Source organism: Azospirillum fermentarium, from assembly GCF_025961205.1.
In the GTDB taxonomy this organism is placed as follows: Bacteria; Pseudomonadota; Alphaproteobacteria; order Azospirillales; family Azospirillaceae; genus Azospirillum; species Azospirillum fermentarium.
In genome coordinates this window covers 1,191,448-1,203,580 of sequence record NZ_JAOQNH010000002.1, presented here as the reverse complement: position 1 = coordinate 1,203,580, position 12,133 = coordinate 1,191,448, and the positions used below count along the sequence as shown (strand labels likewise).

At 68.3% G+C, this 12,133-nt stretch carries 13 protein-coding genes; 9 read left to right on the top strand and 4 right to left on the bottom strand.

Annotation, left to right across the window (positions count from 1 at the left end; all coding sequences use genetic code 11):
- Positions 1–98 precede the first annotated feature (98 nt).
- The gene (locus M2352_RS20245; protein WP_264666308.1) at positions 99–1,532 is read left to right on the top strand and encodes a PI-PLC domain-containing protein; all 1,434 of its coding nucleotides are present in this window, start codon (positions 99–101) and stop codon (positions 1,530–1,532) included.
- Positions 1,533–1,616: 84 nt separating this feature from the next.
- On the opposite strand, the gene M2352_RS20240 is transcribed toward M2352_RS20245, so the two are convergent.
- Positions 1,617–2,429, bottom strand: a complete 813-nt coding sequence (locus M2352_RS20240) for a DUF2189 domain-containing protein (RefSeq protein WP_264666307.1) — start codon at positions 2,427–2,429, stop codon at positions 1,617–1,619.
- Between the two features lie 336 nt (positions 2,430–2,765).
- Here M2352_RS20240 and M2352_RS20235 point away from each other — a divergent pair, with 336 nt between their 5' ends.
- From M2352_RS20235 to M2352_RS20200, 8 genes are all read left to right on the top strand, one after another.
- Positions 2,766–2,930, top strand: a complete 165-nt coding sequence (locus tag M2352_RS20235; RefSeq protein WP_264666306.1) for a hypothetical protein — start codon at positions 2,766–2,768, stop codon at positions 2,928–2,930.
- Positions 2,931–3,092: 162 nt separating this feature from the next.
- On the top strand, positions 3,093–3,950 hold the full coding sequence (gene panC, locus M2352_RS20230) for a pantoate--beta-alanine ligase (RefSeq protein WP_264666305.1): 858 nt from the start codon (positions 3,093–3,095) through the stop codon (positions 3,948–3,950).
- A gap of 166 nt (positions 3,951–4,116) precedes the next feature.
- Positions 4,117–4,416, top strand: a complete 300-nt coding sequence (locus tag M2352_RS20225; protein WP_264666304.1) for a hypothetical protein — start codon at positions 4,117–4,119, stop codon at positions 4,414–4,416.
- Positions 4,417–4,540: 124 nt separating this feature from the next.
- The gene (locus tag M2352_RS20220; protein WP_264666303.1) at positions 4,541–5,092 is read left to right on the top strand and encodes a GNAT family N-acetyltransferase; all 552 of its coding nucleotides are present in this window, start codon (positions 4,541–4,543) and stop codon (positions 5,090–5,092) included.
- Positions 5,093–5,293: 201 nt separating this feature from the next.
- Positions 5,294–6,319, top strand: coding sequence for an ABC transporter substrate-binding protein (locus M2352_RS20215; RefSeq protein ID WP_264666302.1), 1,026 nt, complete (start codon positions 5,294–5,296; stop codon positions 6,317–6,319).
- A 15-nt stretch (positions 6,320–6,334) separates the two neighbouring features.
- Positions 6,335–7,135 carry an ABC transporter ATP-binding protein gene (locus tag M2352_RS20210; RefSeq protein ID WP_264666301.1) on the top strand — a complete coding sequence of 267 codons (801 nt, stop codon included), beginning with the start codon at positions 6,335–6,337 and terminating at the stop codon, positions 7,133–7,135.
- Complete coding sequence (locus M2352_RS20205) at positions 7,132–7,908, top strand: ABC transporter permease (RefSeq protein WP_264666300.1); 777 nt, start codon at positions 7,132–7,134, stop codon at positions 7,906–7,908. Before M2352_RS20210 ends, M2352_RS20205 begins: the two co-directional genes overlap by 4 nt.
- 85 nt (positions 7,909–7,993) lie before the next feature.
- Entirely contained in the window at positions 7,994–8,479 is a 486-nt protein-coding gene (locus tag M2352_RS20200; protein WP_264666299.1) for a YchJ family protein, read from the top strand.
- A 28-nt stretch (positions 8,480–8,507) separates the two neighbouring features.
- Here M2352_RS20200 and M2352_RS20195 read toward each other — a convergent pair whose 3' ends face one another.
- From M2352_RS20195 to M2352_RS20185, 3 genes are all read right to left on the bottom strand, one after another.
- Positions 8,508–9,746, bottom strand: a complete 1,239-nt coding sequence (locus M2352_RS20195; protein WP_264666298.1) for a hybrid sensor histidine kinase/response regulator — start codon at positions 9,744–9,746, stop codon at positions 8,508–8,510.
- Positions 9,747–9,845: 99 nt separating this feature from the next.
- Positions 9,846–10,295, bottom strand: coding sequence for a DNA polymerase III subunit chi (locus M2352_RS20190; protein ID WP_264666297.1), 450 nt, complete (start codon positions 10,293–10,295; stop codon positions 9,846–9,848).
- Positions 10,296–10,350: 55 nt separating this feature from the next.
- Positions 10,351–11,853, bottom strand: a complete 1,503-nt coding sequence (locus tag M2352_RS20185; RefSeq protein WP_264666296.1) for a leucyl aminopeptidase — start codon at positions 11,851–11,853, stop codon at positions 10,351–10,353.
- Between the last annotated feature and the right edge of the window lie 280 nt (positions 11,854–12,133).

Here is a 12,133-nt window from a genome sequence, read left to right as displayed (position 1 = left end):
CGATGCGTAAAGAAGCCTCGAATGCTGCTCTCGCAAAAAGCAAACATTCCGGTTTACGGCATCCCTTTCATGATAATTAATCTTCAGAAGAGGCTGTTATGCTGAATAATATCGACATGCGCAATTGGATGGGCGATCTTCTGCCGGGAACGTGCACGCTGATTGATGTCACCCTGCCGGGCACCCATGACAGCGGTGCCTACTATTTCATCAATGACGAGGTGGATAAACACAACAAGCGTTGGGAGCCGATTATCGAGGGGCTCCGGACGGGGGCGTACGCCAATATCATCGCACGGGTCGGCTATTCGAAGCTGGTCGGGACCATCGCGGGCTGGGGAAAGGCGCAGTCCATGCGCCTTGTCAATCAGTTCGAACGGGGTATCCGCTACGTCGATCTGCGGGTGATGCGCTCGCAAAAGACCGGCAAGCTCCACTTCTGCCATGGGCTGGTCGGCGAAGAGGCCGCGGTGGGGCTGGAGGAGATCGCCGGTTTCCTGCGCCATACGCGCCGTGAAGTGGTCATCGTCGATCTGGTGCTCCTGGATTTCCAGCCCCGCGACTATGACGAAATGGCGGGCATCATCGACAGGACGGTCGCGCCCCTGTTGGCCCCGGTCGATCATATCCTGTCCAAGACGCTGGGCGAGATCACCGCCGCCGGCTCGCGCCTGTTCCTGATGTGCAACGACGATAAGCTGAAGGACAGCGGCGGCGACCAGCGCATCGGCCGCAGCCGCGCCAACGCGGGCTATTTCGAAACCAATTCTCCCGACACCCTTGAGAAAAAGGCCGCGGATCACCTGTCCCGGGCGGCGGCGGCGCGTGACGGGCTGAGCGGGATGCAGTGGATCCTGACGCCCACCCAGGACGACATCGTGGCGGGCGTCAAGAACATGATCAATCCCATCAGCGCAACCCAAGACCTGCGCTGGCTGAACGGCAAATGCGCCGGCCGGCTCCGCTCCTTCCTGAACGCCCGGTACGCTGTCCGCTGCAACCTGATCGTCACCGACTTCTTCGAGGATTCGGATGCGGTGGACATCGCCATCGCGCGCAATTTCGGTGAGTTTTGGACCGACGGCGTGACCCGCAATAAGGAAGGCGGCTGGACCGGACGCATCGAAGCGCCGGCCGGCCGGTTGCCCAGCGGGATCGAGGTGAAGCAGCAGGCCCGCTACGGCATCACCAACGCCCGGCTGCTGTTCAACGACGGAAACGGCGCGGTGTCGGAAAGCGGCTGGACCTGCGGCAACCAGGAGTCGCAGGACAACCGCAGCCGCTGCTTCCCCGGCGAGGCCATCACCAAGGTCCAGATCAAGGAGCAGGGCGGCTATGGCATCGTCGATCTGCGCTTCTGGACCGCTTCGGGCAAGGAATCCGGCTGGCTCGCGGGCAACCCGGATGGCGGCGAGCACGCGGTGGTGACGCTGGACGGCCTTGCGCTGACCGGTCTGCAGGGCCGCGAGCAGGGCCGCTATGGGCTGGTGGATATGCGCTTCGGCTTCACCAACACCAAGGCGCACGGCTGACGGCTGGGGCCGGCGCTCACCGGCCAATGAAAAGGGCCGCATCCCCCGCGGGATGCGGCCCCTTTTTCCGTTCCGGCGATCCCGTCAGCGGTGCTCCACCAGATCCCGGTAGGCGTGCCACGAGGCCATGCCGATCAGCGGGAAGGTCAGCACCAGCCCGACGAAGGCCATGCTCATGCCCGCGGCCATGAACAGGGCGATCAGCCCGGCCCACACCGCCATCGGCTTGATGTTGTGGCGCACCGCTTCCACGCTGGTGCCCATGGCCGTGATGACGTCGGTGTCGCGGTCCAGCAGCATGGGCAGCGAAATCACGCTGATGGCGAACACCAGGGCGGCGATCACCCCCCCGACGATGGTCCCGGTCAGCAGGAACGGGATGGTTTCGGCGGAGAAGAAGATCCGGTCCACCAGCATGTCCAGCGGCGGCGGGTCGGACGAGAAGAAGATGGCGAAGATCAGGAACGCCACCCGGATCCACGCCAGCATCGCCAGCATCAGCACCAGCCCGATGGCGGCGATCTGCGCCCCGTTGGCGGCGTAGGCGGCGAGGATGGCCGGCAGCGTGACGCGCTGCCCCTGTTCGAGAAGGCGGCTGGTCTGGTACAGCCCGACGGCCAGGATCGGCCCGATCAGCATGAATCCCGCCGCCAGCGGCAGGACCAGATAACCGAGTTCGGCCATCACCAGCCCGGCGGTCAGCAGGAAGCTGGAGACCACCGCCAGCAGCCCATAGCCCAGGCTGACCATGGGGGCGGCCCACATATCCCGCCAGCCGGCGGCCAGCCAGACCCACGGGCGGTTGGTGTCGATGGTGCGGATGCGGGGGGTGGAGGATTCGGCTGCCGCCGGGTGGGCGGCCGGTGCAGGCGTGCGATGCGACGACAGGTCCACCATGGTGCCAGTCTCCCTGTAACGGCCCGGCTGATTCTCCGGTTCCGGTGAAAAACATAGCAAGCGGCTTGGTTGTGCGCCAGATAGCTCGATGGGCGAACAGTCAGGCGTTGACTCATAACCAAAGGGCAACGGGGCTCGGCCGTCCGGTGATTCACCTTTTGGCGGTGACGGCCGGGGGATGGAGCCGGCGCCGTGCGGCGGACAGTTGCCGGCGCGCAACAATTCCGCCAATGACCTTGAAGAAATGATGGGAATTTGCGGATTCTGTCACACGGGCGCGCGGAAATCCGGTAAGGAGAGCGCCGTTTTGCCCATCTCGCTCATGGATTACGACACATGGAAGACTCCCGCGTTACGTTCCTCGCCCTGATCGCGCTCGTCGTCGTGCTGGGCGTTCTGATCGGCACCATCGTCGCCGCTCCGGCGGTGACCGTGGTCCTGATGGTGATTGCGGCTCTGTCGTACATCGCCGGCATGGTGGTGTTCACCGTGCGCGGCTGACGCCGGATTTCCATCCGTGGTGTCTGGTGAAAAGGGGGGTGTGCCCGTGGGGCGCGCCCCCCTTTTCACGTTTTTGAGCAAAATCGCGCGGCCATGCTGGACAAGCGGGGCGGGGCGGGCTATCGGAGCGCGTCCGAACCCTCTCCAGATGGAGCCGTTCCCATGAGCAGCCTTCCCGTCGTCCGCACCGTGGCCGATTTGCGCGCGCAGGTGGGCGCCTGGCGCGCCGGGGGGCTGAGCGTCGCCCTGGTGCCCACCATGGGCGCCCTGCACGAAGGGCATCTGGGGCTGGTGCGCCGTGCCCGCGACCTGGCGGACCGGGTGATCGCCAGCGTCTTCGTCAACCCGGCCCAGTTCGCCCCGCACGAGGATTTCGACCGTTACCCCCGCGACGAGGCGGGGGATGCCGCCAAGCTGACCTCGGCGGGCTGCCACCTGCTCTACGCGCCGTCGGTGCGGGAGATGTACCCCGAGGGCTTCGCCACCTCCATGGCCATGACCGGCCCGGCCGAGGGGCTGTGCGGTGCCTTCCGCCCGCAGATGTTCGGCGGGGTGGCGCTGGTGGTGTCCAAGCTGTTCATCCAGGCGCAGCCCGACGTGGCGGTGTTCGGGGAAAAGGATTACCAGCAGCTTCAGGTGGTCCGCCGTTTCACCCGCGACCTGGACATCCCGGTCCATGTGGAGGGGCTGCCCACGGTGCGCGAGGCCGACGGCATGGCGCTGTCGTCGCGCAACGCCTATCTGACCCCGGACGAGCGGGGCCGGGCGGTGGAACTCAGCCGCGCCCTGTCCGACGCCGCCGCGGCCATCGCGGCGGGCGGCGATTCGGCGGCGGCGCTGGATGGGGTGCGCGCCCGGCTGGCGGCGGCGGGCTTTGCCTCCATCGACTATGTGGAACTGCGCGATGCCGAGTCGCTGGCCCCGGTGACCTCCGCCGCCCGCCCGGCACGGCTGCTGGCCGCCGCCTGGATGGGCCGCACCCGGCTGATCGACAACATGCCGGTGGTGGCCGCGGCCTGACCGCGGCATTGCCTCCTGTGGCCGCGGCCCAGCCGCGGCATTGCGTCCCCCTGTGGCCGCGGCCTAGCCGCGGCATTGCGTCCCATTGCGCCGATTGCCGTGGAAATCCCCCCGTCTCCGCCGGTGCCGCCTTGTAAACCGGCGGGGGAGGGCGTAATTTTTTATTATGCAAGTCAATCCGCTCATATCGCCGATCCAGGCAAAACCCCAGCCGCCCATGAACACGGCGGCGCAGGTTGCCGTGACGCCGGCGGTGGTGGCGGCGCAGCAGACCGTTCCCCAGGTCCGCACCCAGACCGCCGCGGCGCCCCAGGCGTCGGGGAAGGCGGATCAGTCCCGCGACACCCGCACCGGCACCGAAACCGGCCAGTCGCGCGACACCATGGCCAACGCCATCCAGGCCCGCACCAACGGCACCGGTTACCGCGCCCAGGGCCGGGGCTCGCTTTTGGACGTCCTCGTCTGACCGATTGGTGGTTGTCCGCGTGAACCTTCTGGATTCCGAAGCGTTCCGGTGTCACATTTTCTGCATGCCGACTCATCAGTGACGGTTCGGCGGCGGACGGCCGCCGGGCCGGGGCAGGGGTGCCTTGACCATTATCCGCGAGGCCGTGCCCGGCGATGCCGACGCCATCGCACGGGTGCATGTGACAAGCTGGCGGTCCACCTATCCGGGGCTGCTGCCGGACTCCTATCTGGTTGCCATGTCGGAAAGCTCCGCTCAGCAGCGCTGGCGGTCCATCCTGTCGTCCACCCATCTGGGCCGCCGCACGTTGGTGGCGGTGGAGCCGGGCGATGGGGTGGTGGGGTTCGGCCATTGCGGTCTGCGCCGGGCCTGCTCGCAGCTCGACGGGTACGACGGGGAGTTCTACGCCCTCTACCTGCTGGACGAGGCGCAGGGCTGCGGCATCGGGCGCCGGCTGATGGGGGTGATGGCGGAACGGCTGCTGGACATCGGGCTGCAATCGGCGCTGGTATGGTGTCTGGCCGGCAACCCGTCCCGCTGGTTCTATGAGCGTCTGGGTGGCCAGAAGGTGGCCGAGCGCCCCATCCGCTTCGGCGGGTCGGAGCAGAAGGAGGTCGCCTTCGTCTGGCGCGATCTGATGCCGTTGCTGCTGGACGCCGATCCCAAAGTGGGCTGATTGCCTGAAAAACGGGCATATCACGCCCTTTTCGCGCCCATGCCTGGAAGAGAGGCGGTGCGTGTGTCTCCAACGCCTGTGGGAAAGACGTAACGGAAACGCGGTTTTCCGTTACGCCTTTCCCATCTTCCGTAAAATCGGCCAACTGGTACGGGGATTGCTCGTTTACGGGTGCGCAACACCTGTCGAGGAGCCGGTCCGATGGCGTCGTCCCGTTTGAAACTGTCCCGCATCGTGGCGTTGGCTGCCGGCACCCTGATGGCGGCGCTGGGCGCGGCCCAGGCGGGCACGCCGGTGAAGGTCACCCTGGACTGGGCGTTCCAGGGGCCGCAGGCGCCATTCCTGCTGGCCGCCGAACGCGGCTATTTCACCGCCGAGGGGCTGGACGTGACCATCGACCGCGGCGAAGGGTCGGGGGCGGTGCCGCCGCGGGTCGCCTCGGGCGCCTATGACATCGGCTTCGGCGACATCAACCCCATGATCCGCTTCGTGGCGGAAAAGGGCGTGCCGCTGCAGGCGGTGGCCGTGCTCTACGACGCCTCGCCCCTGTCGGTGATCGCGCTGAAGAAGGCGGGGGTGACCGCACCCAAGGATCTGGCCGGCAAGCGGCTGGCGGCACCGGAGACGGATTCCGGCCGCCAGATCTTTCCCGCCTTCGCCAAGGCCGTCGGCATCGACCCGGCGGCGGTGACGTGGCAGACCGTCTCCCCCCAGCTTCGGGAAACCATGCTGGTGCAGGGACAGGTGGACGCCATTTCCGGCTTTCTCACCACCGGCATCCTGACGCTGAAGGCGGCGGGAGTGAAGGAGCAGGACATGGTGGTCCTGCGCTACCGCGATTACGGTGTGACGCTCTATTCCAACGCGCTGATCACCAGCACGGCGTTCGCCCGGTCCAAGCCCGAGGCGCTGGCCGGCTTCGTCCGCGCGGTGCTGAAGGCCCACATCGAGGCGGTGAAGGATCCCGACGCCGCCATCGCCGCCCTGAAGAAGCGCGATCCGCTGATCGACCCGGCCATCGAGAAGGAACGCATGCTGCTGGCCTTCAACGAGCTGATGCTGAGCCCGGAGGCCAAGGCCAACGGCCTGGGCGGCATCGACCCGGCCCGCATGCAGACGGCGCTGGACATCCTGAAGGCCACCTACGGCTATGCCGCCGCCCTGACGCCGGGGGATGTCTTCACCGACGGCTTCCTGCCGCCCAAGGACGCCCGCACCCTGCCGTAAGGGAGACCAAGGCCCATGCGCCCCTTTGTGGAACTGGACCGGGTGTCGCTGACCTATGCCGGCGGCACCCTGGCGGTGGACGGGCTGTCGCTCGGCGTGGCCCCCGGCGCATTCGCCGCGGTGGTCGGCCCGTCGGGCTGCGGCAAATCCACCCTGATGAAGCTGGTGACCGGGCTGGTACGGCCCGGCGCCGGCGGCGTGATCGTCGATGGGCACGAGGTGGCGGGGCCGCTGAAGATCGCCGGCATGGCGTTCCAGAACCCCACGCTGCTGCCCTGGCGCACCACGCTGGACAATCTGCTGCTGCCGCTGGAGATCGTGGAGCCGCACCGCCGCCGGCTGCGCCGCGAGCGGGCGGCCTATGTGGCGAAGGCCGAACAGCTGCTGGCCCGCGTCGGGCTGGCCGGGTTCGGGCCGCGGCATCCGTGGCAATTGTCGGGGGGCATGCAGCAGCGCGCCTCCCTCTGCCGGGCGCTGATCCACGAGCCCAAGCTGCTGATGCTGGACGAGCCGTTCGGCGCGCTCGACGCCTTCACCCGCGAGGAGCTGTGGGCGGTATTGCAGGACGTGTGGATGGAGCGGCGCTTTACCGGCATCCTGGTCACCCATGATTTGCGCGAGGCGGTCTATCTGGCCGACCGGGTGTTCGTGCTGTCCAGCCGGCCGGGGCGGGTGATCGCGGAATACGCCATCGACCTGCCGCGCCCGCGCACGCTGGACACCACCTTCACCCCCGCCTTCGGCGAACTGGTCCATGCGTTGCGCGACGAGATCAGCCGCGCCCGCACCATGACACGGGACGAGGAGACGGCATGATGCGGCAGGCGGCGGTGCAGCGGGTGATGCCGTGGCTGGTGGTGATCGGCCTGTTCCTGGTGTGGGAGGTGGCCTGCCACGCCCTGGCGGTGCCGCAATACATCCTGCCGGCCCCGTCGGTGGTGTTCGGCACCACCGTCCGGTACGCCGGCCCCCTGTGGGATCATTCGGTCCACACGCTGATGACCACGCTGGCGGGGTTCGCCGTGGCGGTGGTGGGCGGGGTGCTGCTGGGCATGGCGGTGGGCGCCTCGCCGCTGGTCTATCACGGGTTGTACCCGGTGCTGATCGGGTTCAACGCCATCCCGAAGGTGGCGGTGGTGCCGGTGCTGGTGGTGTGGTTCGGCATCGGCACGGTGCCGGCCATCCTCACCGCCTTCATGATCAGCTTCTTTCCCATCGCGGTGAACGTGGCCACCGGCCTCGCCACCCTGGAGCCGGAGCTTGAGGACGTGCTGCGCTCGCTGGGGGCGAAACGCTGGGACATTCTGGTGAAGGTGGGGCTGCCGCGGTCGCTGCCCTACTTCTTCGCCTCGCTCAAGGTGGCGGTGACGCTGGCCTTCGTCGGCTCGGTGATCGCCGAGACGGTGGCGTCGAACGAGGGCATCGGCTACCTGATGCTGCAGGCGTCGTCGCGGTTCGACATCCCGCTGGTGTTCGCCGGGCTGCTGGTGATCGCTGCCATGGGGGTGGTGATGTATTTCCTGTTCGCCGCCGTGGAAGGGCGGATGACCGGGTGGGCCACCCGCCGCACGGCCCCCGTGGCGGATTGATGCGGCCCGGACCGGGGTGAAGGGTGGACGGGCGGGCCGCAAAGGGGGTAGGAAAGCGCCCGATCCGTGTTGGGAGTTTTCCGTCATGACCGATTGCCACTGCGGCTCCGGCCGTTCCTTCGCCGAGTGCTGCGGCCCCTACCTGTCGGGTGCGGCCCTGCCGCCCACGGCGGAGGCGCTGATGCGCTCGCGTTATTCCGCCTTCTGCACCCAGAACGTGGATTATCTGCACGACACGCTGCTGCCCTCCACCCGTCACGACTTCAACCGCGAGCACGTGGCCGAATGGGCCGCCAACAGCCAGTGGACCGGGCTGGAGGTGCGCCGCGCCGTCAAGGGCGGGGAGAACGACGCGGAAGGCGACGTGGAGTTCGTCGCCCGCTTCACGGTCAAGGGCGAGAACTACGTCCACCACGAAACCGGCACCTTCGCCAAGGAGGATGGCCGCTGGTACTACGTGGACGGCATCATGGGCCAGAAGCCGCGCACCGCGCCGAAGGTCGGCCGCAACGACCCCTGCACCTGCGGGTCGGGCAAGAAGTACAAGAAGTGCTGCGGCGCCGCGGCGTAACGCGGCCCATCGGCGGGAAGCGCTTGAGTCAGTTCAGCGCTTCCGGTTCGCACCGGGTCAGAAGCCGGTCGATGGGCAGGTGGACGCTGGCCACCGTCCCGCCTCCCGGCGCCTGGGCCAGTTCCACCGTGCCGCCGTGCAGTTCGGCGTAGCGCTGGGCGATGGGCAGGCCAAGGCCGATGCCCTCGTGACGGCGGGCGCGCACCGCGTCGCTGTGGGTGAAGGGGCTGAAGATGCGCTGGGCCAGCGCGTCGGGAACGCCGGGGCCGTCGTCCGTCACCGACACCGTGAGCCGGTCCGCCGACAGGCTGGCCGCCAGCGTCGCGGAGCCGCCGGGGCGGTTGAACTTCACCGCGTTGTCCAGCAGGTTCAGGATGATCTCGCGCAGCCGCCGCTGGTCGGCGCGCAGGCTGACCGCCGGGCATCCCTGGCGGCTCACCCGCACCTGGCGGGCCTGCGCCTTGGGGTGGATCATCGCCAGACAGGCGTCGAGAAGCTGGGGAAGCCGCACTTCCGACTCCAGCAGTTCGATGGCCCCGGTGGTGCCGCGGGTGTAGTCCAGGATCGAATTGACCATGGTCAGCAGCGTCTTGCCGCTTTCCTCGATCATGGCCACGTATTCGCGGTATTCCGGGTGGCCCAGCGGCCCCAGCGACTGCGCCGCCATCACCTCGGCGAAGCCGATGATGGAATTCAGCGGCGTGCGCAGCTCGTGGCTCATCACCGCCAGGAAATCCAGCTTGGCCCGGTTGGCCTGCCGCGCGTCGGCCAGCGCCTCCGACAGTTCGGCGGTGCGTTCCGACACCCGCTGCTCCAGTTCGCGGTTGAGGGCGGCGGCGCGGCGGTAGAGCGTGCGGATCTCCAGCATGTTGCGCACGCGGTGCAGCAGTTCCCAGGTGATGAAGGGCTTGGTCAGGAAATCGTTGGCCCCCATCTCCAGCGACCGGCGGCGGGTGTCCTGGTCGGTCTGGGCGGTCAGCACCAGCACCGGCACATGGTCGCCGGCATAGATGGCCTTGGCCTGTTCCATCAGCTCGAACCCGCTGATGAAGGGCATGCGGATGTCCAGCAGGATCAGGTCGAACACCTCGGCCCGCAACAGGCCGGGCACCTTGCGCGGGTCGGTTTCCCCCCGCACGCGGCGATAGCCGGTGTGCGTCAGAATCTCGCGCAGAAGTTCGACGTTGGCCAGATTGTCGTCAACGACCAGGATGGAGGCGTCCTGAATATCGCCGCCCGCTTCCCGGTCAAGATCCGTGGATATCATACCACCGCGGCCCCCCCTGCGCTCCCGTCACGCAGTATAACTGGAATAACCGGCGGGTGTTTCCAAATTGAGCGGGCAATCCGGAGGAAAGCGCAGCGCTCAGGCTTTTTTCTCCCACGCGCCGCGGTCGTTTTCCTGCCAATAGGTGAGCGCGTGGCCCGCCGTCTTGCACGCGCGCCAGCGGCCGCGGGCGGCGGCCACCGCGTCGTCGTCGCGCCCGTCGAACAGGTCGCAGACCAGATCGAACCCGTCCAGCCGCGCCCCCTCCACCCCGTCCACCAGCATCAGCACGGTGGCACCGTTGGGGTTCTCGTCCGAATCGGTCAGCCACACCGGCTGGTCGGGGGCGAAGCCGTCACGGGCGCTGCCGTGAGGCAGGAAGCCGCCGGGATCATAGGTCCACAGGTGCTGGTTGAGCGCTTCCACCCGCTCCGGTGACCCGGCCATGACCACGGCGCGCCATCCCCGCTCAAGCGTCTTTTCCAGGAGCTTGGGCAAGGCCATCTCCAGGGTGCGGCGCTGCAGGTGATAGAAACGCACGTCGGTCATGGGTGGGACACTTTCAATCCCCCTCTCCCCGGCGGGAGAGGGGGGAGGCACGGGGTCACGCGGTCTCGTAACGGTCGGCGACGAAGCGGTCGAGCAGCCGCACGCCGAAGCCGCTGGCGCCCTTGGGCACGGTGGCGCTGTCCTTCTTGGTCCAGGCCATCCCGGCGATGTCCAGATGCGCCCACGGCACGTCGCCGACGAAACGCTTCAGGAACTGGGCGGCGGTGATCGACCCGCCGTTGCGCCCCGCCCCGGTGTTCTTCATGTCGGCGATGTCGGAATTGATCTCCTTGTCATAGGCGTCGCCCATGGGCATGCGCCACAGCGGCTCGCCCACCGCGGTGCCGGCGGCGGCCAGACCGGCGGCCAGCGCGTCGTCGTTGGCGAACAGCCCGGCGTATTCGGTCCCCAGCGCCACCATGATCGCCCCGGTCAGGGTGGCGAGATCGACGATCAGCCGCGGCGTGAAGGTTTCCTTCGCGTACCACAGGCAGTCGGCCAGCACCAGCCGCCCTTCGGCGTCGGTGTTGATGACCTCGATGGTCTGGCCGGACAGGGACGTCACCACGTCGCCGGGGCGCTGGGCGGTGCCCGAGGGCATGTTCTCCACCAGCCCGACGATGCCGACCGCGTTCACCCGCGCCTTGCGGGCGGCCAGGGCGCGCATCAGGCCGATGACGGTGGCCGACCCGCCCATGTCCCACTTCATGTCCTCCATCCCCGCCGCCGGCTTGATGGAGATGCCGCCGGTGTCGAAGGTGACGCCCTTGCCGACGAAGGCCAGCGGGCGCTTGTCCTCGGCGCCGGGGGCGCCGTCCCAGCGCATGACCACCACCCGCGGTTCCCGCGCGCTGCCCTGGGCCACGCCCAGCAGCGCGCCCATGCCCAGCTTCTGCAGCGCCGGCAGGTCCAGCACCTGCACCGACACGCCGAAGGCGCTGAGGCCGACGCAGGCGTTGGCCAGGGTTTCGGGATAGATCACGTTGGCCGGTTCGCTCACCAGATCGCGGGTGAAGGCCACGGCCTCGGCCACCGCGCCGCGGGGGGCGAAGGCGGCGGCGGCTTCTTCCGGCGCGCCGGTCTGGACGGTCAGGTCCGTCAGGGTGGGCTTCTGGTCCTTGGCTTCCCGGGTGCGGTACTTGTCGAAGCGGTAGCCGCGCAGGCGGGCACCGTACGCCACCTCCGCCGCCGCATCGGCGGGGGAGAGGGACAGGCCCTCCGGCAGGTCCAGCGCGATGGCGGCCCCGGCGTCGCCGGCCTTTTCCAGGGCGGCGGCGGCAACCCCGCCCACGGCCTGGAGCGTCAGGGCGTCCACCTGCTCCGCCTTGCCCAGCCCGATCAGCACGATCCGCGACAGCTCCAGCCCATGGGGGGCGAGGATGGTCAGGGTTTCCTCGCGCTTGCCGGCGAAGCGGCCGGCGGCCATGGCACGGGTCAGGGCCCCGCCGGTGGCGTCGTCAACGGTCTTGCCGGTGGTTCCCAGGGTGCCGCCGGCCGCGACGGTCACGGCCAGGGCGCCGGCCGTCGGCGTGGCGGGCTTAGCGAAGGAGACGTTCATCCGGCCCTCTTTCTCTCGTCTTGGTGTGGGCGTCTGCCGGGGCTGGCGCGTTGGAACCGTGAGCAAATGCTTTCCCGGCGGCGCTGTCAAGGCGGCCTGCGGCCCGGGGCGACGGCCCGGCTGCCAGCCCGTGTCCGCCGGATCCCTGCTCAACGGCAAGGGCATCCCCCCGCTGACGGGGGCGGGCCGGGGAGGTACGCCGTTTTTCCGGGGGATAAGGGGAAGATCAGCGATTTCTGATGCTTGCGCCCGGACTCCCCGCTCCCCATGATAACCACAA

Excerpts from the sequence above, each read along its gene's own strand:
- M2352_RS20185 (WP_264666296.1), bottom strand. The coding sequence starts at position 11,853 with ATGAACGTCTCCTTCGCTAAGCCCGCCACGCCGACGGCCGGCGCCCTG.
- M2352_RS20195 (WP_264666298.1), bottom strand. The coding sequence starts at position 9,746 with ATGATATCCACGGATCTTGACCGGGAAGCGGGCGGCGATATTCAGGAC.
- M2352_RS20235 (WP_264666306.1), top strand. The coding sequence starts at position 2,766 with ATGGAAGACTCCCGCGTTACGTTCCTCGCCCTGATCGCGCTCGTCGTC.
- M2352_RS20205 (WP_264666300.1), top strand. The coding sequence starts at position 7,132 with ATGATGCGGCAGGCGGCGGTGCAGCGGGTGATGCCGTGGCTGGTGGTG.
- panC (WP_264666305.1), top strand. The coding sequence starts at position 3,093 with ATGAGCAGCCTTCCCGTCGTCCGCACCGTGGCCGATTTGCGCGCGCAG.
- M2352_RS20225 (WP_264666304.1), top strand. The coding sequence starts at position 4,117 with ATGCAAGTCAATCCGCTCATATCGCCGATCCAGGCAAAACCCCAGCCG.
- M2352_RS20215 (WP_264666302.1), top strand. The coding sequence starts at position 5,294 with ATGGCGTCGTCCCGTTTGAAACTGTCCCGCATCGTGGCGTTGGCTGCC.
- M2352_RS20240 (WP_264666307.1), bottom strand. The coding sequence starts at position 2,429 with ATGGTGGACCTGTCGTCGCATCGCACGCCTGCACCGGCCGCCCACCCG.
- M2352_RS20210 (WP_264666301.1), top strand. The coding sequence starts at position 6,335 with ATGCGCCCCTTTGTGGAACTGGACCGGGTGTCGCTGACCTATGCCGGC.
- M2352_RS20245 (WP_264666308.1), top strand. The coding sequence starts at position 99 with ATGCTGAATAATATCGACATGCGCAATTGGATGGGCGATCTTCTGCCG.
- M2352_RS20200 (WP_264666299.1), top strand. The coding sequence starts at position 7,994 with ATGACCGATTGCCACTGCGGCTCCGGCCGTTCCTTCGCCGAGTGCTGC.
- M2352_RS20190 (WP_264666297.1), bottom strand. The coding sequence starts at position 10,295 with ATGACCGACGTGCGTTTCTATCACCTGCAGCGCCGCACCCTGGAGATG.